This is a genomic window from Syntrophomonas wolfei subsp. wolfei str. Goettingen G311 (assembly GCF_000014725.1).
Taxonomy (GTDB): Bacteria; Bacillota; Syntrophomonadia; order Syntrophomonadales; family Syntrophomonadaceae; genus Syntrophomonas; species Syntrophomonas wolfei.
The window spans coordinates 2668997-2692534 of record NC_008346.1 but is presented as its reverse complement, the minus strand read 5'-3'; the positions used below and the strand labels follow the sequence as shown (position 1 = coordinate 2692534).

General features: G+C 45.5%; 22 protein-coding genes, 5 tRNA genes and 2 other annotated features. All 27 genes read left to right on the top strand.

Annotated features, from left to right (window positions below):
* Window positions 1–411: 411 nt before the first annotated feature.
* Window positions 412–1323, top strand: a complete 912-nt coding sequence (locus SWOL_RS12235; RefSeq protein WP_011641732.1) for a DUF1002 domain-containing protein — start codon at window positions 412–414, stop codon at window positions 1321–1323.
* Between the two features lie 45 nt (window positions 1324–1368).
* Window positions 1369–2841 carry a glutamate--tRNA ligase gene (gene gltX, locus SWOL_RS12230; protein WP_011641731.1) on the top strand — a complete coding sequence of 491 codons (1473 nt, stop codon included), beginning with the start codon at window positions 1369–1371 and terminating at the stop codon, window positions 2839–2841.
* An 80-nt stretch (window positions 2842–2921) separates the two neighbouring features.
* Window positions 2922–3154 (top strand) — a binding site (T-box leader).
* A gap of 182 nt (window positions 3155–3336) precedes the next feature.
* Window positions 3337–4059: a serine O-acetyltransferase gene (cysE, locus tag SWOL_RS12225; RefSeq protein ID WP_011641730.1), complete on the top strand. Its 723-nt coding sequence runs from the start codon at window positions 3337–3339 to the stop codon at window positions 4057–4059.
* Window positions 3998–5593: a cysteine--tRNA ligase gene (cysS, locus tag SWOL_RS12220; RefSeq protein WP_081424858.1), complete on the top strand. Its 1596-nt coding sequence runs from the start codon at window positions 3998–4000 to the stop codon at window positions 5591–5593. The genes cysE and cysS overlap by 62 nt, the downstream gene beginning before the upstream one ends.
* Window positions 5586–5975, top strand: coding sequence for a Mini-ribonuclease 3 (locus SWOL_RS12215; RefSeq protein WP_011641729.1), 390 nt, complete (start codon window positions 5586–5588; stop codon window positions 5973–5975). Before cysS ends, SWOL_RS12215 begins: the two co-directional genes overlap by 8 nt.
* Window positions 5976–6175: 200 nt before the next feature.
* Window positions 6176–6877, top strand: coding sequence for an FAD-dependent thymidylate synthase (gene thyX / locus SWOL_RS12210; RefSeq protein WP_011641728.1), 702 nt, complete (start codon window positions 6176–6178; stop codon window positions 6875–6877).
* A gap of 75 nt (window positions 6878–6952) precedes the next feature.
* The gene (rlmB, locus tag SWOL_RS12205) at window positions 6953–7699 is read left to right on the top strand and encodes a 23S rRNA (guanosine(2251)-2'-O)-methyltransferase RlmB (protein WP_011641727.1); all 747 of its coding nucleotides are present in this window, start codon (window positions 6953–6955) and stop codon (window positions 7697–7699) included.
* A 101-nt stretch (window positions 7700–7800) separates the two neighbouring features.
* Complete coding sequence (sigH, locus tag SWOL_RS12200; RefSeq protein WP_011641726.1) at window positions 7801–8451, top strand: RNA polymerase sporulation sigma factor SigH; 651 nt, start codon at window positions 7801–7803, stop codon at window positions 8449–8451.
* Between the two features lie 67 nt (window positions 8452–8518).
* Window positions 8519–8594 (top strand) — tRNA-Thr (locus tag SWOL_RS12195).
* A 12-nt stretch (window positions 8595–8606) separates the two neighbouring features.
* Window positions 8607–8691, top strand: a tRNA-Tyr gene (locus SWOL_RS12190).
* A 7-nt stretch (window positions 8692–8698) separates the two neighbouring features.
* Window positions 8699–8774, top strand: a tRNA-Met gene (locus SWOL_RS12185).
* 272 nt (window positions 8775–9046) lie between these two features.
* Window positions 9047–9122 (top strand) — tRNA-Thr (locus SWOL_RS12180).
* A gap of 3 nt (window positions 9123–9125) precedes the next feature.
* Window positions 9126–9202: transfer RNA gene (locus tag SWOL_RS12175), tRNA-Met, on the top strand.
* Window positions 9203–9511: 309 nt separating this feature from the next.
* Window positions 9512–10714: an elongation factor Tu gene (tuf, locus tag SWOL_RS12170; RefSeq protein WP_011641725.1), complete on the top strand. Its 1203-nt coding sequence runs from the start codon at window positions 9512–9514 to the stop codon at window positions 10712–10714.
* Between the two features lie 162 nt (window positions 10715–10876).
* A complete protein-coding gene (rpmG, locus tag SWOL_RS12165) occupies window positions 10877–11026 on the top strand; it encodes a 50S ribosomal protein L33 (RefSeq protein WP_011641724.1) in 150 nt (49 codons plus the stop codon).
* Between the two features lie 19 nt (window positions 11027–11045).
* Window positions 11046–11288: a preprotein translocase subunit SecE gene (secE, locus tag SWOL_RS12160; RefSeq protein ID WP_011641723.1), complete on the top strand. Its 243-nt coding sequence runs from the start codon at window positions 11046–11048 to the stop codon at window positions 11286–11288.
* 68 nt (window positions 11289–11356) lie between these two features.
* A complete protein-coding gene (gene nusG / locus SWOL_RS12155; protein WP_049750137.1) occupies window positions 11357–11908 on the top strand; it encodes a transcription termination/antitermination protein NusG in 552 nt (183 codons plus the stop codon).
* Between the two features lie 30 nt (window positions 11909–11938).
* On the top strand, window positions 11939–12364 hold the full coding sequence (gene rplK / locus SWOL_RS12150; RefSeq protein WP_011641721.1) for a 50S ribosomal protein L11: 426 nt from the start codon (window positions 11939–11941) through the stop codon (window positions 12362–12364).
* Window positions 12365–12436: 72 nt separating this feature from the next.
* Entirely contained in the window at window positions 12437–13138 is a 702-nt protein-coding gene (rplA, locus tag SWOL_RS12145) for a 50S ribosomal protein L1 (RefSeq protein ID WP_011641720.1), read from the top strand.
* Window positions 13139–13143: 5 nt separating this feature from the next.
* Window positions 13144–13292 (top strand) — a sequence feature (ribosomal protein L10 leader region).
* Window positions 13293–13317: 25 nt separating this feature from the next.
* Entirely contained in the window at window positions 13318–13839 is a 522-nt protein-coding gene (gene rplJ / locus SWOL_RS12140) for a 50S ribosomal protein L10 (protein ID WP_011641719.1), read from the top strand.
* A 69-nt stretch (window positions 13840–13908) separates the two neighbouring features.
* Window positions 13909–14286 carry a 50S ribosomal protein L7/L12 gene (rplL, locus tag SWOL_RS12135; protein ID WP_011641718.1) on the top strand — a complete coding sequence of 126 codons (378 nt, stop codon included), beginning with the start codon at window positions 13909–13911 and terminating at the stop codon, window positions 14284–14286.
* Between the two features lie 204 nt (window positions 14287–14490).
* Entirely contained in the window at window positions 14491–15111 is a 621-nt protein-coding gene (locus SWOL_RS12130) for a hypothetical protein (protein WP_155814237.1), read from the top strand.
* A gap of 177 nt (window positions 15112–15288) precedes the next feature.
* Window positions 15289–18612, top strand: coding sequence for a DNA-directed RNA polymerase subunit beta (gene rpoB, locus SWOL_RS12125; protein ID WP_011641716.1), 3324 nt, complete (start codon window positions 15289–15291; stop codon window positions 18610–18612).
* Between the two features lie 109 nt (window positions 18613–18721).
* Window positions 18722–22267 carry a DNA-directed RNA polymerase subunit beta' gene (gene rpoC, locus SWOL_RS12120; RefSeq protein WP_011641715.1) on the top strand — a complete coding sequence of 1182 codons (3546 nt, stop codon included), beginning with the start codon at window positions 18722–18724 and terminating at the stop codon, window positions 22265–22267.
* Window positions 22268–22382: 115 nt separating this feature from the next.
* Window positions 22383–22643 (top strand): ribosomal L7Ae/L30e/S12e/Gadd45 family protein, encoded by a 261-nt coding sequence (locus tag SWOL_RS12115; RefSeq protein WP_011641714.1) that lies wholly within the window; start codon window positions 22383–22385, stop codon window positions 22641–22643.
* 26 nt (window positions 22644–22669) lie between these two features.
* Window positions 22670–23047 (top strand): 30S ribosomal protein S12, encoded by a 378-nt coding sequence (gene rpsL, locus SWOL_RS12110; RefSeq protein WP_011641713.1) that lies wholly within the window; start codon window positions 22670–22672, stop codon window positions 23045–23047.
* Window positions 23048–23061: 14 nt separating this feature from the next.
* Window positions 23062–23532: a 30S ribosomal protein S7 gene (gene rpsG, locus SWOL_RS12105; protein WP_011641712.1), complete on the top strand. Its 471-nt coding sequence runs from the start codon at window positions 23062–23064 to the stop codon at window positions 23530–23532.
* Window positions 23533–23538 lie beyond the last annotated feature (6 nt).

Here is a 23538-nt window from a genome sequence, read left to right as displayed (position 1 = left end):
AGCGTTGGCGAAGCATGGATGCAGCACCCTGCGGGTACTCCTGATGTTCCATCCTGCGGATGTCACTATTAAGGTTGCACCGGCGAAGGCGAGCAGGCAAAAGGGGGCGAGCGACAGGATGTCGCGAGAGCGCTATCACCCTACGGGTACTCCCGGTGTTCCACCCTTCGGGTGTCACTATTAAGGTTGTGACCAGATGGGAGATTAGCGCGGTACCCCTTGAGCCGCGAGACAAGCCGCAGGTGTTACCCATGCGTAGACTGCGAGCGTTATATTTATACAAGCATAATAATAGCCTCCAAATAAATCTCTTCCACATGGTTCCATAATATAGTTTTTAGCGAGCATTTACAGCGAATATTTACCTCCTGAAGGAGCAAGAATAGTAAAAAAATAGCAGGAGGTAATAATATGCGTAGCAAAGGTATTATTATGCTGGTGTGTTTTGTTCTGGTCGTTGCTAGTGGGGTTTTTTTACTCCGCCATGATAGCAGCAGTACGGTACTGAGAGCGGAAAGAGCAAAAATAGTGATAAGCTTCGGTGAGGACTTGACTGACCAGCAAAAACGCGAGCTTATGGATTATTTCTATAACTGGCAAAAGGGTAGAGACAGGGACACTCAATATATAACTGTCAGCAATAAGGAAGAAAGAGACTACTTGCAAGGATTGATAGATGAAGAGCTTATCGGCAGCCGGGCTATTTCTTCGGTATATTGCGAGACCCTGGACAGAAGCAGAGGAATAGAGGTGGAAACTCGTAACATTACCGCTATTACTCCTTTCATGTATGCTAATGCTCTGTCTACGGCCGGTATAGAAAATGCCCGGGTAATTGTATCAGCTCCTTTTGCGGTTTCAGGAACAGCAGCTCTGACTGGAATAATAAAAGCCTTTGAAACAGCCCAAGGGGAAAAGTTGGATGAAGAGGCCAAGGAGACCGCTCATGAGGAGATAGCCGAGACTACCAAATTAGCCAGAAAGATAGGCAGTAACAAGGCCGAAAAGGTAGTCTATGAGGTTAAAAGACAGGTGGTGGAAAGAAATATTTCCGACCCGGAGGAAATAAAGAAAATAATCCTGGAAGTAAGTGCTGATCTTAATATAAATCTATCTGCCGCTGATATCGAGCGTATGGTAGGACTAATGCAAAGATTGAATTCCCTGAACATGAATATAACCGGATTAAATGAGCAGTTGAGTGGCCTGGAGAGAAGTTGGAACGAAGTTAAAAGCACTAGCCGTGAGAGCAATGGACTATTAAATCAGCTACTGAATGTTTTGCGAGATTTAATTAGCAGCTTAAAAAACGCTTTGGCTTAGAAAACGTCTGCTGGTTGGTTTCGCCTGAAGGTGCTATAATTACCGGTGTGCAAAGGAGGCAATAAAGTGAATAAAATAAAAGTCAGATTCGCCCCCAGTCCTACGGGGCCCTTGCATATCGGCGGTGCACGTTCAGCCTTATTCAATTACCTTTTCGCTTCCCGCTATAATGGGGAAATGGTTTTGCGTATTGAGGATACTGATTTGGAACGCTCGCGCCGGGAATATGAGAGTGAAATCATCGATTCTTTAAAGTGGTTGGGACTAGGCTGGTCGGAGGGAATTGACACCGGGGGACCCAATGAACCTTACCGGCAGACCGAGCGCCTAGCAATATACCAGGAATATACCAAGAAGCTCCTGGAAGCGGGACAGGCATATTATTGTTTTTGCAGTGAAAAAGAACTGGAAGTCGAAAGGCAGGATTTACTGGATAGTGGTCAGATGCAAAAATACTCGGGAAAATGCCGCCAATTGAGTATGGCGGAAAGGGAAGAAAAACTAAAACAGGGAATCAAGCCAGCTATCCGTTTTAAAGTACCGGCACATCAGCTTCATATTGTTGATGATCTGGTCAGAGGACGGGTAAGTTTTGATAGCGATGATATAGGGGATTTCATAATAGTAAAGTCTGATGGGATACCAACCTATAATTTTGCAGTGGTTATAGATGATGTACTAATGGGCATCAGTCATGTAATCCGAGCCGAGGAGCACTTGTCAAACACCCCTCGCCAATTGATGATTTACGATGCCCTGAACTTCCGGCGTCCTGAATTTGCCCATATATCTCTTATCCTCGGTAGTGACCGCCAGAAGATGAGCAAGCGCCATGGAGCCACATCGCTGGTGCAGTACCGGGAAATGGGCTATCTGCCGGAGGCCCTATTCAATTTCCTGGCTTTAATGGGCTGGTCCCCGGAAGGTGAAGAGGAAATTCTGAGCCCAGCGGAAATTACCGCCGCCTTTTCCCTGGAACGGGTAGCCAAAAGTCCGGCGGTTTTCGATATTAATAAGCTGAATTTTATCAACCAGCAGTATCTTAAAAAAATCGGGGATGAAGAACTGAAGGAAATGCTTAAGCCTTACCTGGCAGATAGCAAATACCTGAAGAAGATAGAGCAAATGGGTGAGGAAAGGTATGAGCTTTTGGTTAGTACTATAAGAGACTACCTGGTTTGCCTGGCCGATGTGAAAGAGCAGCTGGAAGTTTTTTTCGGCGATATTGACTATGCTGGTGATGCCCGGGAAGTACTGGCAGGAGAAGGGGTTATTCCGTTACTGCAGGCATTTAAGGAGGGAATCCATAAGGTAAATAAAGTAGAGGAGATCAAGCAGCTAATCAAAGGCATTACTAAAACACTCAAACTCAAGCCCCGGGATGTATTTATGCCCCTGCGCTGTGCCTTGAGCGGCCAGGCCCATGGCCCGGACCTATCCTCGTATATAGCCGTTATTGGCGGAGAGGAAGCCATAAGAAGAATAGATCGAGCTATAGACTTTATTAAAAGCCAATAGCTATGGAAACTGCTTGGGTTTGGTGCTTGTTGAGTTGACATAATTGCTGCTGCTACATATAATTTAGAACAAGTAAATACTTAATTGCGGGGAACGGGATAAGTAAGCATAGTATCGCTGCCAGAGAGAAAAGGTCAGCGGCTGAGAGCCTTTTCACAGTATGAGCTCTGCTGAATTGCACCCGGGAGCAGGTAGGCCGAATCTTAAAGTAGGCCTATCCGGTTATAAGCCGTTATAGGATTAAGGGGAGTGCTTTTAGGAAAACAGCGCTCAATTAGAGTGGAACCGCGGAAGAATGCCTTTCGTCTCTTTAGGGACGAAGGGCTTTTTTTATTATAACGAGGCGAAATATGTCCCCCGCTTTTTAAGCGGTCGGTTCCTATTGGCAAAACAGGCGATGGCTTTTAATCCCCCCGCCTCGTTGCAGCGCTGTGTTAAAACTGCCCGGTAGTTACTAGTTTCTTTCGAAACAAAAAAATTTTGGGAGGGGTAAAAATGCTTTCAACCCTAAAGAGAGAGATTCAGGTAGTTTTTGAGAGGGACCCGGCAGCGCGAAGCGTACTCGAAGTTATTTTTTGTTACCCGGGCTTTCATGCCATTATTCATCATCGTATAGCCCATTTTCTTTATTGCCGCAAACTTTATTTTCTAGCCCGTATGGTATCTCATATCAACCGCTTTTTGACGGGAATTGAAATCCATCCCGGAGCCAGGATAGGTCAAGGTTTATTTATTGACCACGGCAGTGGTATAGTAATTGGAGAGACGGCTGAAATAGGAGACAATGTTACCCTCTACCAGGGGGTAACCCTGGGCGGAACAGGTAAAGAGAAAGGTAAAAGGCATCCCACTATTGGCAATAATGTTACCATCAGTGCCGGCGCCAAGGTGTTAGGGGCCATAAGCGTGGGGGATAATGTAAAAATAGGTGGCGGCTCTGTAGTCCTGAAGGCTGTTCCCAGCGGCTGCACCGTAGTTGGTGTTCCGGGGCGAATAGTAGTACGTGACGGCGCTCGGGTGGAAAATGGTAAAATAGAAGTGGACTTGGAACACCATCTTCTGCCTGACCCCATTGCCGATACTTTAGCGGCTATGCAGGCCAAAATCGATGAACTGGAGCAAAAATTGGCCCGGTTGGAAAGGGAGGAAAAGGATGATGCGGGTGTACAATACCCTAAACAAAAGAAAAGAAGAAATATTGCCATTGGCTCCGCCTGAGATAAAAATATATGTATGTGGTCCTACCACCTATAACTATATTCACCTGGGCAATGCCCGTCCCCTGGTGGTCTTTGACACCATACGCCGTTATATGATCTACCGGGGATTAGAAGTTAAATATGTACAGAACTTTACCGATGTTGATGATAAAATAATTAAACGAGCCCAAGAGGAAGGACAGGATGCCCTGCAGTTGGCGGAACACTATATTGAGGAGTATTTTAAGGATGCGGATGCCCTGGGCATCAAGCGGGCCGATATTCACCCCCGGGTCAGCCAGCATATGACGGATATAATTGTTGCTATTGCTGGCTTAATAGATAAGGGCTATGCTTATGAGGTTGATGGAGATGTTTTCTATAGGGTACGGGCTTTTAAGGATTACGGCAAGCTTTCGGGTCGCTCCCTGGAAGAGATGCTGGCCGGAGCTCGGGTGGAAGTTAATGAGCGTAAAGAAGAGCCCATGGATTTTGCCCTGTGGAAGGCATCCAAACCTGGAGAACCGTACTGGGATAGCCCCTGGGGAGCGGGCCGGCCCGGTTGGCATATAGAGTGTTCGGTAATGTCCATGAAATACCTGGGAGAGACCCTGGATATTCATGGAGGGGGAAATGATTTGATATTTCCCCACCATGAAAATGAAATAGCCCAGGCTGAAGCCTTGACCGGAAAGCCTTTCAGCCGGTACTGGATTCATAACGGTTTTATTACGGTAAACCATGAGAAAATGTCCAAGTCTTTGGGTAACTTTTTTATACTTCGTGATATTCTGAAAAAATACCCGGCTGATGTTGTGCGTTTTTACCTGCTATCCACCCATTACCGCAGCCCACTGGATTTCGATGATGGCAAGCTGGAAGAGGCGCGGCGCGCCCTGGGCCGGTTAAAAACCACCGAAAACCTGGCCCGGGAGTTTATTGGAGATGGCGAGCTTGGGGGCGAGGAGACCTTTGAGGGTTCAGTCTTAAGTTTCTTACAGTCGGTGGAGGAACTGCAGAAGCGTTATATAGAGGCCATGGATGATGACTTTAATACTGCTCGGGCCCTGGGGCATTTATTTGAAATTTCCCACCAGATAAACAGCTACCTGGCAGCAGCCGCTAATGATACTACAAGCCGCTCCGCGGTGCAACAGGCCTTGAAGGTATTTCGGGAACTGGCTGATGTATTGGGTATCTTTATGGATAAAGATCAGGATCAGAACCAGATGGTAGAAAAACTTCTGGAAATAATGGGAGACTTGCGACAGCTTGCTCGCCAGGAAAAAGATTTTGCCCTGGCAGATCAAATACGAGACTTTATGAGTGATAACGGAATAAGAGTGGAGGATACGGCACAGGGTTCACGCTTTCTTTGGGAACAGCTGCCGGCTGCGGAAAATCTGGTGAACAAGCTGCTGGAATTCAGGACAGAGTTCAAAAAGGCCCGGCAGTTTGATAGAGCTGATAAAGTAAGGGACGAGCTGCAGGAAGCAGGCATAGCAGTAGAGGATACCCGGGAAGGAGTCCGTTGGAGAATTGTTGATGCATGAGGAAATAAAAGAGAAGGCACTGCGCGAATACTCACCGGTGCTACTGGCTTATGTAGGTGATGCTGTTTTCGAGCTGGCGGTAAGGACCCGCCTGGCGATACAGGGGAAGCGCCGGCTCAAGGATCTGCATCTGGATGCGGTGGCTACGGTACGGGCAGAAAGCCAGGCCCAGGTGCTTAGGCAGATCCTGGATCACTTAAGCGAGGAGGAGCAAGACATTGTCCGCCGCGGCCGCAACAGCAGGTCAACGCCCCCCCGGCATGCCGAAGTGCACGACTATCGCATGAGTACGGGTTTTGAGGCCCTGCTGGGCTATACTTATTTGAAGGGTGATAAATCGAGGTTGCAGGAACTACTGCAACTGGCTCTGGGGGATATGTAAAAAATACCCGTGATTGGTTTAGCGATATTAATTAAACATGTGAGAATTTATAAGAAAAGTGAGGAGTGAGGGGTTTAATTTATTTCCTACTACATTTTACTATTTCAGTACCTACTAACTCACTTTTCATTGGTGGTTGTGGCCCCCGGGCCATGGGGTTTTAAAATGAAACCCGATTAAATTGATGGGATGGGAGAATAATGATCATTATACAACCACAGGTTTTGGTTCCCGAAGCGGAACTGGATATCGGTAAAATGGAGAAATTGGAAAGATATGCTCGGGTCTGCTATAAATCCGAGGACAAGATGGATACAACAACAGGCCAGGCTGGTTCTTTTCTCAAGGGACTTATGAAACGAGGTCATGAATCCATCATTGAACACGAAAAAATTACGGTTCTCTTTATTATTGACCGGGGCATATCCCATGAAATAGTAAGACACCGGATTGCCGCTTATAGCCAGGAGTCTACTCGCTATTGCAATTACAGCCGAGATCGCTTTGGCCAGGAGATTACACTTATCGAGCCCTTCTTTTTCCTAAATGACCAGAAGGCTTATGAGTTATGGTACCATTCCTGCATGCTGGCGGAAAAAAATTATATGGCTCTGCTGGCTGCTGGCCGTTCCGCTCAGGAAGCCCGCTCCATATTACCCAATTCATTAAAAACGGAAATAGTGGTAAGCTACAATATAAGAGAATGGCGTCATTTTTTCCGCCTGCGTTGTGATATGGCCGCTCATCCCCAGATGAGGCAGGTGGCCATACCCCTTTTATTATTGTTCAGAGAAAGATTCCCCTTTTTATTTGAAGATATCGCGTATGACCAAACTTTTCCTTCGGAATACTATGGCCAGATTATATTGACGGATGAGCTTTTTACGCCCCGGCAAAGTTAGTAAGAAAAGTGAGGAGTGAGGGGTTATTGGTCGTCGGATAATATGTAAATAATGTTTTTTACAGGGTGGGAAACGATGAAAGAACTGGTTTTTGGGATAAACGCGGTAAGTGAAGCCCTGAAGGGACAACGCCGGGTTTATAAGATTTATGCACAACGAGAGCGGCAGGATAAACGACTGGAAGAAATCCTGACCCTGGCTCGTGAAAAACAACTTAAGCTGCAATATTTGGAAAAGAAGAAAATGGATGAGCTTTGTGAGGGTAAGCACCAGGGGATTATTGCCGAAGTGGAAAGATACCCCTATGCCGACCTGGGCCAGGTTTTAGAAAAACTCCAAGCCCAGAAAGAGAAGCCCCCTTTTTTATTGCTGCTTGACGGTATCGAAGACCCGCAAAACTTGGGAGCCATAATCCGGACGGCAGAATGTGCCGGTGTAGATGGCATTATAATTCCTAGCCATAAATCAGCTGAGGTCAATCCCACGGTTAGCCGGGTTTCAGCCGGAGCCGTGGAACATATGGCAATTATCAGGGAAAATAACCTGGTAAACACCATCAAGTACTTGAAACAAGAGGGATTCTGGGTACTTGGTGCTGATGCTAAGGCCCGGCAGAGTTATTTTAATACCAGTATTCCTAGCCCCACGGCCCTGGTAATTGGGGGCGAAGGACAGGGGATAAGACGGCTGGTTAGAGAAAACTGTGATATTTTAGTAAGGATACCTATGTTTGGCCAGCTTAATTCCTTAAATGCCTCGGTTGCAGCAGCCTTGCTTATTTATGAAGTTCTGCGCCAACGATTAAACTTGCTTCCCGGATAGCTTGACGAGTCGACAAAACAGTGACTATAATATTTATGTGTGTGTCAATACCAGGGTTTTTACATCATAATTAATATTATTTTATATATGGAGGCGGTCAAATGCCCGGTTCTGTCGCTGAGAAAACCATTTGTATTACATATCTGGAGATGTGTGATGAAGAAATAGTAGATTTAGCGCAGCTAGGTGACCAATTTGCAATCGAGTTTTTAATGGACAAGTATAAAAATTTTGTCCGTGCCAAAGCCAGGTCTTATTTTTTGATTGGAGCAGACAAGGAGGATATCATTCAAGAGGGTATGATTGGCTTGTTTAAGGCTATTCGGGACTATAAAATGGACAAGCTTACTTCCTTTAGGGCTTTTGCAGAATTATGTATTACCCGACAGATTATTACTGCCATCAAGACTGCCACCCGGCAGAAGCACATTCCTCTTAACTCCTATGTATCTTTAAATAAGCCTATCTATGATGAAGAGTCAGAACGCACCCTTATGGATATTCTTTCTACAACCAGAATTTCCAATCCTGAGGAAATCGTTATTAGCCGTGAAGAATTCATCTTTATTGAGAAAAAAATAGGGGAAATTTTGAGTTCGCTGGAATGGAAAGTGCTGATGGCATATCTAGAAGGCAAGTCATATCATGAAATAGCGATAGACTTGAAAAGACATGTAAAATCAATTGATAATGCCTTGCAGAGGGTAAAAAGAAAACTGGAAAAATATCTTGAGGACAGGAACGCCATGTAAGCTAAGATTTTACCTTGCAATTTATGTTGACTTTGCCCGGTTCAGAGTATACAATATTACTTGCTGAGCCGAGCTAGCTCAATCGGTAGAGCAGCTGATTTGTAATCAGCAGGTTGCGGGTTCAAGTCCTGTGCTCGGCTCCATAATGAAAACCTGGAGGGATACCCAAGTGGCCAAAGGGGGCAGACTGTAAATCTGTTGGCACCGCCTTCGAAGGTTCAAATCCTTCTCCCTCCACCATAAATGACGCGGGATGGAGCAGTTGGTAGCTCGTCGGGCTCATAACCCGAAGGTTGCCGGTTCAAGTCCGGCTCCCGCAACCATAAAAGCGACCATGGACAGTACTACGGGTACATCCATGTCAACAAATAAAATATTAAATGCTGCTAAAAGCAGGCAGAAACTTACCCAAGGTCGCATCAGTAGTGCCCGCAACCTTAATAGTGACATCCGAAGGATGGAACACCAGGAGTACCCGAAGGGTGCAGGGTGCAACCATGTAAGCGACCATGGATAGTACAATAGCTACATCCATGTAAACAAATAGAATATATAACGCTGCTAAAAGCAGGCAAAAACAGCCAGGTTAATTTACGCCCTTATAGCTCAGTCGGCAGAGCGCATCCTTGGTAAGGATGAGGTCACCGGTTCAAGTCCGGTTAAGGGCTCCATCCGGCGGCGTAGCTCAGCTGGCTAGAGCATACGGTTCATACCCGTAGTGTCAGGGGTTCAAATCCCTTCGCCGCTACCATGGATTATTAAGGAGTGATATTCACTCCTTTTATTTTATTTTTTTATTGGGTAGAATATAAATTAGGGTTATATTGCAAAAACCCCTTTTTGCTGCATGGGTTGCATAATTATTACTTTTTGCAGCGGAATCAAATTAGCGATTCTGCTATGAAGCCCCTACTGAACGTAAATGAGTTAATATATAGTAGAAGATAGTGAATAAGAGTTTTGAATTTTCATGTAATGTCTTATACTATTGGACAGGATACTACTCTTTGTAGGGGAATCCGTTATCGGATTTATTTTAAAAGGAAAGGTGAGAGAAAGGATGGCAAAGGCAAAATACGAGAGGACGAAACCTCATCTTAACATTGGTACCATAGGTCACATAGACCATGGCAAGACCACATTGACAGCAGCGATAACCAAGACCCTGTCCCAAGTAGGAGGAGCCAAGGCCACGTCCTATGAAGAGATTGACAAAGCCCCGGAAGAGCGGGAAAGAGGCATAACCATCAACACCTCGCATGTTGAATATCAAACCGAAACCCGCCACTACGCCCATGTAGACTGCCCTGGTCATGCTGACTACATAAAGAACATGATCACCGGAGCAGCGCAGATGGACGGGTCCATACTGGTAGTATCAGCCGCTGACGGCCCCATGCCGCAGACCCGGGAGCACATACTGCTATCCCGTCAGGTAGGGGTACCATATATAGTAGTATTTATGAATAAGATCGACATGGTAGACGACCCCGAGCTATTGGAACTGGTAGAAATGGAAGTTAGAGAACTCTTAAGCTTCTATGAGTTTCCCGGAGACGACATCCCTGTACTAATGGGCTCAGCCCTGAAGGCCCTGGAATGCGGTTGTGGCACTCGTGAATGTGAATGGTGCAAGCATATATGGGAACTGATGGATGCCGTAGACAGTTATATACCCCTGCCGCAAAGAGCGGTTGACAAGCCCTTCCTGATGCCCATAGAAGACGTATTCACCATAACCGGAAGAGGCACCGTAACCACAGGAAGAGTAGAGAGAGGTCAGGTAAAAGTAGGAGACGAAGTAGAAATAGTAGGGATGAGAGAAGCCACCAGAAAGACCGTATGTACCGGAGTAGAAATGTTCCGCAAGCTTCTTGACTATGCCGAAGCCGGAGACAATATCGGCACCCTATTAAGAGGAGTAGACCGCAAAGAAGTAGAAAGAGGCATGGTACTGGCCAAGCCCGGCAGCATCAAGCCCCTAACCGCATTCAATGCTGAAGTATACGTCCTGACCAAAGAAGAAGGCGGAAGACACACCCCGTTCTTTGGTGGTTACAGACCGCAATTCTATTTCCGGACCACCGATGTAACCGGAATAATCCAGTTACCCGAAGGAGTAGAGATGGTAATGCCCGGGGACAATGTACAAATGGCAATAGAGCTGATAACCCCGATAGCCATAGAAGAAGGTTTGAGATTCGCCATCCGTGAAGGCGGCAGAACTGTAGGTGCTGGTGTGGTTACCAGTTTGAACGAGTAAACAAGGAAAATGATCCTATATTTCTGTTAAGGGATTATACAGCAGGGGTCTTGTTCCCCTGCTGTATTGACTGATAAAGAAAAAAGAGCTATTTGACATGAGGAATAGCCTTGTGATAGATTATTATAGGATTTTTGCGCACAGGATGGAGGTGTCATTGCAGTGAGGGTTGGAATAACACTGGCATGCAGCGAATGCAAACAACGTAATTATATGACCACCAGAGATAAGAAAAAGCAAAATGAAAAAATAGAGAAGAAAAAATATTGTCGCTTTTGTAATACGCATACACTCCATAAAGAAATCAAGTAATCTCAGGGATGTGAATTAAATGGTAAAAAATAATGTTCCAGCCGTTAAGGAGTCAGCTTTAAAACTACGCTGGGAGAATGGAAAACAATTCTTCTTAAATGTATACAGTGAGTTAAAAAAGGTACATTGGCCTAATAGACAGCAAATGATAGCTTATACTGGAGTGGTACTAATCGCTGTAACCCTGGTAGCCGTTATAATCTGGTTATTTGATTCAGGACTCTCGTTTTTATTGGCGAAGCTATTTGAAGCCTTTGCCTAGATAAGGAGGTGGACCTAATTAACGACCGGCAAGCAGGTGTCACGGAAGTTCTTGAAAGAGAGCAAAGCGTGGAGCCCGCAGAAGAAACCAGACTTCAGGGTGATTGGTATGTGGTACATACCTATTCGGGATATGAAAACAAAATCAAGGTGGACCTGTCCAAAAGAGTAGAATCCATGAATATGCAGGATAAAATCTTTGAGGTTATTATTCCCGAGGAACAGGAAGTAGAATACAAAAACGGCAAACGCAAGGTTACCAATAAGAGAATTTTTCCCGGTTATGTTATTGTAAACATGATTATGGATGATGACTCCTGGTATGTAGTGCGCCATACTCCTGGAGTAACCGGTTTTGTAGGAAGCGGCAGCAAGCCTATTCCTCTACATCAGGAAGAAATAGACAAGATTCGCCGTCAGATGGGACTGATGGAAAAGAAGACCATGATTATTGATATTGAAATAGGAGAGAGTATCCGGGTCAAAACCGGGCCTTTTGCCAATTTCGAAGGAGTAGTGCGGGAATTACTGCCGGAAAAAGGAAAGATAAGGGTTAACATTTCCATGTTTGGCAGGGAGACGCCCGTAGAACTGGATTATGAACAAATAGAAAAGATATAAGCTATTAACGAGAGAAGGAGGTGGAGGGAAATGGCACGAAAAGTCTTGGGTAAAATATCACTACAGATTGCTGCAGGAAAAGCTACGCCAGCACCACCGGTAGGACCAGCCCTGGGCCAATATGGGGTTAATATTATGGGGTTTTGTAAAGAGTACAATGCCAGAACAGCCAATCAAGCCGGCTATATTGTACCAGTAGAAATAACGGTATTTGAAGACCGGTCTTTCACTTTTGTGATTAAATCACCCCCGGCTTCTGATTTGTTGAAAAAGGCTGCCAATATAGACAAAGGCTCGGGTGAGCCGAACAAGAAGAAGATTGGTAAAGTTCCCCGGGCCAAGCTGCTGGAAATAGCGGAAACTAAAAAAGAGGATCTGAATGCCAGCGATATTGAGGCAGCGGTAAAAATGATAGAAGGAACCGCCCGCAGTATGGGACTGGAAATAGTTGATTAAGTATAACTAATTTTATGATTATGAACCATGGTGGGAGGCCTAAGCCGAATTACCACAAGGAGGATGAAAGATTTGAAAAGAGGAAAAAACTACCAACAAGCCGGCGAAAAATTCGATCGTCTTACACTTTATGAGCCAAAAGAAGCGTTGGAACTGGTTAAAGAGATAGCCAAAGCTAAATTTGACGAAACCGTAGAGGTGCACATTAAACTGGGCGTGGATCCGCGACATGCTGACCAGCAAGTGAGAGGTACGGTTAGCCTACCCAATGGAACCGGGAAAACTCGTAAGGTATTGGTATTTGCCAAGGGAGAGAAAATTAAAGAGGCTGAACTGGCAGGGGCTGATTATGTTGGAGGAGAAGACCTGGCCGAAAAAATACAGGGTGGCTGGTTTGATTTTGATGTGGCGGTAGCTACCCCCGATATGATGGCTGTTGTAGGAAAAATGGGTAAAATCCTGGGGCCTCGCGGATTAATGCCGAATCCAAAAGCAGGAACAGTAACCTTTGATATCGAGCGTACCATTAAGGAATTAAAGGCCGGTCGGATAGAGTACCGGGTGGACAAAAGCGCTATTGTACATGCACCCATTGGGAGGATTTCCTTTGAGGTGGATAAATTGCAAGAAAATCTGAATGCCTTTGCTGAGGCCTTGCTCAAAGCCCGGCCAGCAGCTGCTAAAGGGCAATATATGCGCTCAGTCACCGTATGCTCTACCATGAGCCCGGGAGTAAAAATTAACCCGCTAGTTTTAATGGCGGCCAACAAATAAAACTAAAATTGCAAATAAAATTACCGTAGACAGCCGGTGGCAAAAGCCTTAAAGAACAGTAGTTCACCTGCCGAGGGATTGATATAAAAACTGTATTTTTCAATGCAGTATATTAACCTCTGCAGGTCATCGGCAGAGGTTTTTTAATGGATTTAGTTGAAAGAGGGGGTGAAAAATGAATGCCCAAAATTGAAGAAAAGCAAAAAATAGTAAAAGAGATTGAGGGAAAGCTACAGGACTCCATGCTGGTTGTTTTTGCCGACTACCGGGGGATTAAGGTTGAAGAAATTACCGATTTAAGGAACAAACTCCGGATGCCCGGGGTAGAATTCAAGGTGCTCAAAAACACCATGACCGAGTTTGCTCTGCAAAACACGGGGAATCCCGAGGTAATACCGCATATTGTCGGTCCTAATGTGGTGCTTTTTAGTAAGGAAGATCCGGTAAGCCCTACCAAAGTTATTTATGACTTTATCAAGCAGTACAAAAAGCTGGAGGTTAAAGTTGCTATACTTGAAGGACAGATGCTTTTGCCTGATAGAGTAAAAGCCCTGTCTGAATTGCCACCACGGGAAGTATTGTTGGCCCAGGTTCTGGGTACTATGCAGGCGCCAATTACCAGCTTGGTATTTGTACTTAATGCCAATATCGGCGGATTGGTAAATGTATTGGATCAGATCCGGCAACAAAAAGCAGGTTAAGAACCTTTAGTAATTCAATGAGAGTAAGAGAATAAATAATTAAATATATTAATTTGGGAGGTAATATTAATGAGTAAAGTACAGGAAGTTATCGATATCGTCAAGCAAATGACCGTTTTGGAGTTATCCGAACTGGTAAAGGCCCTGGAGGAAGAATTTGGAGTTAGTGCTGCTGCTCCTGTAGCCGTTGCTGCTGCCCCTGCCGCTGGTGCTGTTGCGGAAGCCGTTGAGGAGCAATATGAGTTTGATGTTATTCTTACCTCATCCGGTGAAAAGAAGATTAATGTCATTAAGGTAGTTAGAGAGATAACCGGGCTAGGACTTAAAGAAGCCAAGACCCTCGTAGATGAATGCCCCAATCCGGTAAAAGAAAAAATCACCAAGGAAGAGGCCAACGAAATTAAAGCCAAGATTGAAGAGGCCGGTGGCAGTGTAGAAGTAAAATAGTTGCATATTTGACAATCTGAGGAAGTTCATGCTTTATTTACAGGAAGTCCAATAAAAGAATAAAAAAAGTGCTGATCAAGCAGCACTTTTTTTATTGCTCAAATCAAATTTATGATATAATCTTAGTTCAAGTTTATTTTACGTAAAGAAGGGGTATGATAGATAATGAAGAAGTTTTTCCCACTAATCTTAACTCTCCTCTTCATGATAATGTTATGGCCCGGGCCGGTTCAGGCGGCAGAGGTACTCTGGCAAATAGATTTGCGTGATGATGGTTCCATATATGAAAGTCTTACTATGGATCAATCGCCAGGCTTTGATACCCGGGAATGGAAGCAGCTAGAGGGAGGAGAAAAGTTCAAGTTAGAGCGCAAGCTGGACAACTGGCAGGCTTATCAGGCTCTATCGCAAAGCTTACCCATAAAGGCAGAGATTAAGAATTACATAGTATTCAAGAAAACATCTTTATTCTGGGAAAAAGATAAATCGGCGGGTTTTTTACAAGCAGTAACTGATTCAGGACAGGGACAGCTTAGGATTAGGATTCCGGGTGCCATTGGCGAAAGCTCAGCCGATGAAGTTAAAGACATGACCGCTACCTGGGAATTAAAAAGCCTGGCTGCCATGGAAGATGGGCAGAAGCTTTTAGCAGCAAGTGTCTTGGATGGGCTTATGCTAGGAGTGATACTATTTGGAACGGGCTTTCTGATAATAATAATATGGTTTATGAGAAGAATGAAGCGGGTAAATAATCTCATTCAAGAAAGATACTCCCTGGAGAATATCGGCCAGGAAGAAGATTTAGACGAAAATGATGATTGGTAATAGCAAAACATCTTGACTACAAATAATCTATATGATAATATTAATAATTGCCATTGTAGTATAAGTGAAATTTTTATTAAATAGATGGTATTAGTAAGTTTGGAATTAAAGCGAGGTTTAAGGTTAGGCCTTGCTTTTCACTTCTTTGGGGAAATTTTTAAAGGGGTGAATTATTGAATGGCTCATCTTGAACAATTTGGACGTGTCAGTAGGCTTAGTTATTCCCGCATTAAGGAACCTGTCGAATTACCCAACCTGATTCAGATCCAAAAAAACTCCTATGATTGGTTTTTGGAACACGGCCTGAGAGAGGCCTTGCAGGAGGTCTTTCCTATTTCTGATTTTACCGGAAACCTGGAGTTGGGCTTTTTGGATTACAGTATGGGTGAACCCAAATATTCCATTAACGAATGCAAAGAGAGAGATGTCAGTTATCAGGCTCCCTTGAAACTGAAAGTAAGGCTGACGGACAAAGAGAATGGCGAAATAAAAGAATCAGAGGTCTATATGGGGGATCTGCCCCTGATGACGGAAAAAGGTACCTTTATTATTAACGGAGCGGAAAGAGTCGTGGTTAGCCAATTGGTGAAGTCGCCCGGGGTATATTTCAACGAACGTATGGATGTAGCCGGGCATCCCCTTTTTGGAGCTACTATTATTCCCAATAGAGGGGCCTGGTTTGAATTGGAGATGGATAGCGCAGGCCTGGTCTACACTAGAATAGATAAAACCCGTAAAATACCGGTAACTGTTTTACTCAGGGCTCTGGGTTACGAGAGCAATGAAGTTATCCTTGACATGTATGATGGAGACGAGACCATTGCCCGCACTCTGGAAAAAGACACCAGCACCAATAAGAAAGAAGCTTTAATTGAGTTTTATCGGAGGCTAAGGCCGGGTGAACTGGCTACCGAAGATGCAGCTGAGCAATTGCTGAAAAACTTGTTTTTTGACCCTCGCCGTTATGATATGGCTGCGGTAGGTCGTTATAAGGTTAACAAAAAATTGGGTCTTAATATTCCTCCTGAAAATAGACACCTGACCCTGGAGGATATTACGGCTACCATTGGTTATCTTTTGAAACTTATTAAAGGCGAAGGCAAGACTGATGTTATAGATCACTTGGGCAACAGGAGACTCCGCTCTATCGGAGAGCTGCTGCAAAACCAGTTTAGAACCGGGCTGGTAAGGATGGAACGGGTGGTAAGGGAGAGGATGAGTATCCATGATGTGGAAACCCTTACCCCTCAGGTTTTAATAAATATTCGTCCGATTACAGCGGCAGTAAAAGAATTCTTCGGTAGTTCCCAGTTATCCCAATTTATGGACCAGACTAATCCTCTGGCGGAGTTAACCCACAAGCGTCGTCTCAGCGCTCTGGGGCCTGGCGGGCTAACTCGGGAAAGAGCCGGTTTTCAGGTCCGTGACGTTCATCATTCCCACTATGGCCGGATTTGTCCCATAGAGACCCCGGAAGGACCCAATATCGGTTTAATCGGGTACCTGGCCACCTTTGGACAGGTTAACGATTTTGGTTTTATTGAAACCCCGTACCGAAAAGTGGACAAGAAGTTGGGTCGGGTTTTGAATGAGATTGTATATCTCTCTGCCGATGAAGAAGATGAATATTATGTAGCCCAGGCCAATGCTCCCCTGGATGAAAATGGTTACTTTATTGAAGAAAAGGTTGAAGCCCGCTACTTTGAAGAAATCCTGGAGATTCCCAAGAATAGAGTCGACTACATGGATGTTTCCCCCAAACAGGTTTTCAGTGTAGCTACAGCCTTAATACCCTTCCTGGAAAACGATGATGCCAACCGGGCATTAATGGGAGCCAATATGCAAAGGCAGGCAGTGCCCCTGGTTAAGACCGAGGCTCCGATTGTGGGTACCGGTTTGGAACACAAAGCCGCTCGAGATTCCGGAGCAGTAGTAATAGCCAAAAAGGCCGGAACGGTGAAAAAAGCCAGTGCCAGCCGGATAAGTATAGAAAAAGATGATGGAACTATAGATAATTATGAGCTTTTGAAATTCATGCGCTCCAATCAGGGTACTTGCTATAACCAGAGACCGATAGTAAAAGTGGGCGAGAGGGTGGAAGCAAATGAGGTTATAGCTGACGGCCCCAGTACCGAGCAGGGTGAATTAGCTCTGGGGCGCAATGTTATGGTTGCTTTTATGCCCTGGGAGGGCTACAACTATGAGGATGCTATTCTAATCTCCGAAAAGCTGGTCAAAGATGATGTGTTCACTTCTATTCATATTGAAGAATATGAATGTGAAGCCCGGGATACCAAATTAGGCTCGGAAGAGATTACCCGTGATATACCCAATGTATCTGAAGATATGCTGAAAAACCTGGATGACCAGGGTGTAATCAGAGTAGGGGCCGAAGTAAGGCCGGACGATATTCTGGTAGGAAAGGTCACCCCCAAGGGTGAAACCGAACTGACACCAGAAGAAAGATTATTAAGAGCCATTTTTGGCGAAAAGGCACGTGAAGTTCGTGATTCATCCCTGCGTGTTCCTCATGGGGAAGCAGGCAAAGTAGTAGCGGTAAAACGTTTTTCCCGGGAAAAAGGGGATGAACTTCCACCTGGCGTTAACCAGCTGGTTCGAGTCTATATCGCCCAGAAGAGAAAAATTTCCGAGGGGGATAAGATGGCTGGCCGCCACGGCAATAAAGGAGTAATATCGCGTATCCTCCCGGAGGAAGATATGCCTTTCTTGGAAGATGGAACCCCGGTGGAAATAGTACTTAATCCGCTGGGAGTGCCCTCCCGCATGAATATCGGACAAATCCTGGAGTGTCATATGGGCTGGGCCGCCAGGGCACTGGGCCTTAATATTGCTACCCCGGTTTTTGACGGTGCCAACGAAGAAGATATCTTCACCAAGCTGCGGGAAGCAAGCCTGCTGGAAAGTGGGAAAACCATACTTTTTGATGGGAGAACCGGAGAGAAATTTAAACACGAAATAACCGTAGGCTATGTATATATGTTGAAACTGGCGCACCTGGTGGATGACAAAATTCATGCCCGTTCTATCGGACCCTATTCCTTGGTTACCCAGCAGCCTTTAGGAGGAAAAGCCCAATTTGGAGGGCAGAGATTTGGGGAAATGGAGGTTTGGGCTTTGGAAGCCTATGGCTCCTCTTATACTCTTCAGGAAATTTTAACCGTTAAATCGGATGATGTGGCCGGCCGGTTAAAAACCTATGAATCCATTGTCAAAGGGGAAAACATACCTGAGCCCGGAGTACCTGAAGGCTTTAAAGTATTGATAAAGGAGCTCCAGAGCCTGGCTCTTGATGTTAGGATTCTGGCTGGAGATGACCATGAAATACTGATTAAGGATAATGATAATGAAGGTAATGAAAAGGAAAAAGCCCGGGAACTGGGCCTGGATTTACCCGATAATCCCGTAGGTAGAATGCTGGAGATTACTCAACCCATAGAGAATGCAGAGCAGGATGTGGAACTTAAATCCAGTCCTAAATAAGGAAGATAATGAGGGACTGTCCGGAAGTACAACTGAATGGATGTGTCTCCGGAGGCAGAGTTGATATTAACGGTAAATGTGATTACTGTTGGTCTTGCTGGAGACGGGTATGATTATCTTCTGGAAGGGAGAGAACGATTTGTCAGAAAATTTTGATCGGATCAGAATATCCCTGGCTTCCCCAGAGCAGATTAGATCCTGGAGCAGCGGAGAGGTTAAGAAACCGGAAACCATTAACTACCGGACCCTGAGACCGGAGAAGGAAGGATTATTCTGTGAGAAGATTTTTGGGCCGGTAAAAGATTGGGAGTGCCATTGTGGGAAATACAAGCGCGTACGCCACAAAGGAATAGTATGTGATCGTTGTGGTGTTGAGGTAACCACCTCCAAGGTTAGAAGAGAGCGGATGGGTCATATCGAACTGGCTGCTCCGGTTTGTCATATTTGGTACCTTAAAGGAATTCCTAGTCGCATGGGTTTGCTACTGGATATGTCTCCCAAGGTTTTAGAAAAAGTAATATATTTTGTAAGTTATATTGTTCTGGATCCCGGTGATACCCCCCTGTTGAAAAAACAATTGCTAAATGAGCGGGAATATCGGGAGAATCGGGATAGATACGGAGAAGCTTTTAAGGCGGGGATAGGAGCGGAAGCGGTAAAATCTCTACTTTATGAAGTTGAACTTGATAAAATGTCCTCGGATTTAAAAGAAGAAATAGCCACTACTACCGGGCAAAGAAAGAGCCGGGCCATAAAACGATTGGAGGTAGTAGAATCTTTCCGCTTGTCGGGTAATGACCCGATGTGGATGATTTTGGATGTTTTGCCGGTTATTCCTCCGGATCTTCGACCGATGGTACAATTGGATGGGGGTCGTTTTGCTACCTCCGACTTGAATGACCTGTACCGGCGAGTGATAAACCGTAATAACCGCTTGAAAAGGCTGCTTGATTTAGGGGCACCGGATATTATTGTTCGTAACGAGAAAAGAATGTTGCAGGAAGCGGTTGATGCCCTGGTTGATAATGGGCGAAGAGGAAGACCGGTTACCGGACCAGGCAATCGCCCGCTCAAATCGTTAAGTGACATGCTCAAGGGCAAACAGGGGCGTTTCCGCCAGAATCTGCTGGGTAAACGAGTGGATTATTCAGGAAGATCCGTAATTGTAGTAGGACCTAACCTGAAGATGCACCAGTGTGGGCTGCCCAAGGAAATGGCTCTGGAGCTCTTTAAACCCTTTGTAATGAAAAAGTTGGTAGACAAGGCTATTGCCTCCAATATCAAAAGCGCCAAGAAGATGGTGGAAAGAGGCCGGGAAGAGGTGTGGGATATTCTGGATGATGTAATTAAAGAGCATCCGGTACTTTTGAATCGTGCTCCTACTTTGCATCGCCTGGGCATACAAGCTTTTGAACCAGTACTGGTGGAAGGACGTGCCTTGCAGCTGCATCCCCTGGTTTGCACCGCCTATAATGCTGACTTTGATGGAGACCAGATGGCGGTACACGTACCCCTGTCTGCTGAGGCCCAGACCGAAGCCCGCCTGCTGATGCTGGCCAGTAATAATATATTGAACCCAAAAGACGGAAAACCGGTGGTAACTCCGACTCAGGATATGGTTATCGGTCTTTACTACCTTACATTTATTAGTGCGGAAGCTTTTAGTAAAGAGAATCCCCGCGCATTTAGCAGTACGGATGAGGCCAGGATGGCCTTTGAACTGGGTCAGATAGATTTACATGAAAAAATAAGGGTAAAGATGAGTGTGCCCCAAAAGACCGGGCGGGAAATACTAAAAAGCCATGAGGCTCAGACCTTCCTGGAGGAAATAGTAGATACTTCTGTAGGGAGGATTATTTTCAATGATGCTATCCCGACTAGTCTGGGATTCTACAATGAAATAATAGATAAGAAAAAGCTGGGCAATATAGTCTACGAATGTTATCGCCTGGAAGGCAATGCTCGTACCGCTGACATGCTGGATAGTCTTAAAAGCTTGGGGTATGAGTTCAGTACCCGGGCCGGTATTACCGTGGGTGTGACTGATTTTGAAACTCCCCTGGCCAAATATGACATTTTACAGGAAGCAGATCAGGAAGTTGAGGCTATAGAACGTGATTACGAGGTAGGTTTAATTACCGATGAAGAGAGGCATGCTCAGGTGGTGGAGATTTGGAACCAGGCTACTGATGATGTAACCGAGGTTTTGAAAAATTCTTTGTCCGAAGACAATCCGGTATATATGATGGCCACCTCCGGTGCGCGGGGAAATTTCCAGCAGATTCGCCAATTAGCTGGAATGCGGGGACTTATGGCGGATCCTTCCGGTAAAATTATTGACCTCCCTATTAAAGCTAATTTCCGTGAAGGATTAACCGTTCTGGAGTACTTTATTTCTACTCATGGTGCCAGGAAAGGTCTGGCTGATACTGCCTTGCGTACGGCTGATTCAGGTTACCTGACCCGTCGTTTGGTTGATGTATCTCAGGATGTAATAGTCCGCGAGGATGATTGTGAATCAGTAGAAGGTATTTGGGTAGGAAGAATTATGGAAGGCTCCCAGCTGATTGAACCCTTGCACCAGCGTATCATTGGGCGGGTATCGGTTGATACCGTTATCCATCCTGATACTGGAGAGATACTGGTGGAGGAAAACCAGATGATAGATGATGATATCGGTTACGAAATTGAAAGAGCCGGTATTGAAAAGGTTAAAATAAGAAGCGTCTTGACCTGTAAGACCAGGCACGGGGTTTGTAAGAAATGCTATGGACGCAATTTGGCTACCGGCTACAATGTAGAAATCGGCGAAGCCGTAGGAATACTGGCAGCACAGTCTATCGGAGAGCCTGGCACCCAGCTTACCATGCGCACTTTCCATACCGGAGGAGTAGCCGGGGACGATATAACCCGCGGTCTACCCCGGGTGGAAGAGCTTTTCGAGGTGCGCAAGCCCAAAGGGCAGGCGGTAGTTGTAGAAGTCAATGGTAAGGTCAGATTTGGAGAAAACAAAGGGCGTCGCGAGGTAGAAGTACTCGGCGAAAACGGAGAAGTACTGGGAACCTACCCGGTTCATTATGGCTCACGTTTGAAGTTTGAAGAAGGAACCGAGGTGGAAATAGGCGATGCTTTGACCGAAGGACCCTTGAACCCGCATGATATTTTGAAGACCAAGGGCCTGCAGGAAGTACAGAGATACCTCTTGCAGGAGGTGCAAAAAGTTTACCGCTCCCAGGGGGTTGATATCAGTGACAAACACATAGAAATAATGATTCGTCAGATGCTTAAAAAGGTTAAGATTGAAGACCCGGGAGATACCTCACTTTTACCGGGAGCATTTGTGGATATATCCAGTTTTGAAGATGAAAACAATCGTGAGATCAGGGCAGGGGGTTTACCAGCTACCTGTTCTCCTATGCTCCTGGGGATAACCAAGGCCTCGTTGAATACGGATTCTTTTCTTTCGGCGGCTTCTTTCCAGGAAACAACCAAGGTATTAACCGAAGCGGCCATAAAAGGGAAAATAGACCACCTAATCGGTTTAAAAGAGAATGTCATTATTGGCAAACTCATTCCGGCTGGAACCGGTTATTCAGCTTACCGGGAAACCAGTATCAGCGAAGCTCCGGAAAGTGAAAATATGGTATCAGACTAAACCGCTCCAAGAAACTATTTGACGGGGCTCTTAGCAGGTGCTAAAATATCTAAGTGCGTGGCAAATTTAGCCGCCTTAATCTGACCAAAGACTTTTTTTAGGAGGAGGGTTAGCTTTGCCACTGGAAGAGATCAGGGATTATCCCAAGGTGATTGGAAGCAAGCAAGTTAAGAAAGCAATTAACCGGGATGAGGCCAGGAAAGTATTTATTGCTGCAGATGCCGAACCTCACATTGTGGAAGCCATAAAAAAGCTTTGCCAGGCTAAAGAAGTAGAAGTTGAAATGGCTGAGACTATGGAAAAATTGGGCAAATACTGCGGGATTGATGTGGGCTCAGCAACGGTAGCTCTCTTGAAAGACCCCATTGGGGGTTAGCCCAGCAGTAGAAGGGAGGTGCAGAAATGCCGACCATAAACCAACTGGTAAGAAAAGGACGCGAAAAGGGTGAGCAAAAGTCAACCGCACCCGCCTTAAAAAGCTGTCCCCAAAAAAGGGGGGTTTGTACCCGAGTATATACTACCACCCCCAAGAAGCCCAATTCAGCTTTACGCAAAATAGCCAGGGTACGATTAACTAATGGCATAGAAGTTACTGCTTATATTCCGGGCATTGGCCATAACCTGCAGGAACACTCCGTGGTGCTTATCCGAGGGGGAAGAGTCAAGGATTTGCCGGGTGTAAGATACCATATCATAAGAGGAACTCTGGATGCTTCCGGGGTTCAGAAGCGTAACCAAGGAAGATCCAAGTATGGCACCAAGAGGCCGAAAAAGAAATAGGAGGGAGGCGCAAAATGCCGAGAAAAGGACCAGTTCCCAAGCGAGATGTCTTACCGGATCCCATCTACAACAGTAAGATATTTACCAAGCTGGTTAACCAGCTTATGTGGGATGGAAAGAAAAGTTTAGCCGAAAAAATATGTTATGGCGCCTTTGCAATCGTACAGAGCAAAACCCGCCGGGAACCCCTGGAAGTATTTGAAGAAGCCATGAAAAACATAACCCCTATTGTCGAAGTTAGAGCCAGACGGGTAGGCGGAGCCAATTACCAGGTTCCGGTGGAAGTCCGCTCAGATAGAAGACAGACCCTGGCCATAAGATGGCTGGTCGGTTATGCCCGTAAAAGAGGAGAAAAAACTATGGCCGAGCGCTTGGCTGGCGAGATAATGGATGCAGCCAATCATACTGGTGCGGCCGTAAAGAAGAGAGAAGATACCCATAAAATGGCAGAAGCCAACAAGGCGTTTGCTCATTATCGCTGGTAAGTCGAA

Coding starts and splice junctions, on each gene's coding strand:
- sigH (WP_011641726.1), top strand. CDS start 7,801: ATGCCCGGTTCTGTCGCTGAGAAAACCATTTGTATTACATATCTGGAG.
- rplJ (WP_011641719.1), top strand. CDS start 13,318: ATGCCCAAAATTGAAGAAAAGCAAAAAATAGTAAAAGAGATTGAGGGA.
- rlmB (WP_011641727.1), top strand. CDS start 6,953: ATGAAAGAACTGGTTTTTGGGATAAACGCGGTAAGTGAAGCCCTGAAG.
- rpsG (WP_011641712.1), top strand. CDS start 23,062: ATGCCGAGAAAAGGACCAGTTCCCAAGCGAGATGTCTTACCGGATCCC.
- SWOL_RS12130 (WP_155814237.1), top strand. CDS start 14,491: ATGATAATGTTATGGCCCGGGCCGGTTCAGGCGGCAGAGGTACTCTGG.
- secE (WP_011641723.1), top strand. CDS start 11,046: ATGGTAAAAAATAATGTTCCAGCCGTTAAGGAGTCAGCTTTAAAACTA.
- rplK (WP_011641721.1), top strand. CDS start 11,939: ATGGCACGAAAAGTCTTGGGTAAAATATCACTACAGATTGCTGCAGGA.
- tuf (WP_011641725.1), top strand. CDS start 9,512: ATGGCAAAGGCAAAATACGAGAGGACGAAACCTCATCTTAACATTGGT.
- rplL (WP_011641718.1), top strand. CDS start 13,909: ATGAGTAAAGTACAGGAAGTTATCGATATCGTCAAGCAAATGACCGTT.
- rpoC (WP_011641715.1), top strand. CDS start 18,722: ATGATTATCTTCTGGAAGGGAGAGAACGATTTGTCAGAAAATTTTGAT.
- cysE (WP_011641730.1), top strand. CDS start 3,337: ATGCTTTCAACCCTAAAGAGAGAGATTCAGGTAGTTTTTGAGAGGGAC.
- SWOL_RS12235 (WP_011641732.1), top strand. CDS start 412: ATGCGTAGCAAAGGTATTATTATGCTGGTGTGTTTTGTTCTGGTCGTT.
- rpsL (WP_011641713.1), top strand. CDS start 22,670: ATGCCGACCATAAACCAACTGGTAAGAAAAGGACGCGAAAAGGGTGAG.
- thyX (WP_011641728.1), top strand. CDS start 6,176: ATGATCATTATACAACCACAGGTTTTGGTTCCCGAAGCGGAACTGGAT.
- cysS (WP_081424858.1), top strand. CDS start 3,998: ATGCGGGTGTACAATACCCTAAACAAAAGAAAAGAAGAAATATTGCCA.
- rpoB (WP_011641716.1), top strand. CDS start 15,289: ATGGCTCATCTTGAACAATTTGGACGTGTCAGTAGGCTTAGTTATTCC.
- SWOL_RS12215 (WP_011641729.1), top strand. CDS start 5,586: ATGCATGAGGAAATAAAAGAGAAGGCACTGCGCGAATACTCACCGGTG.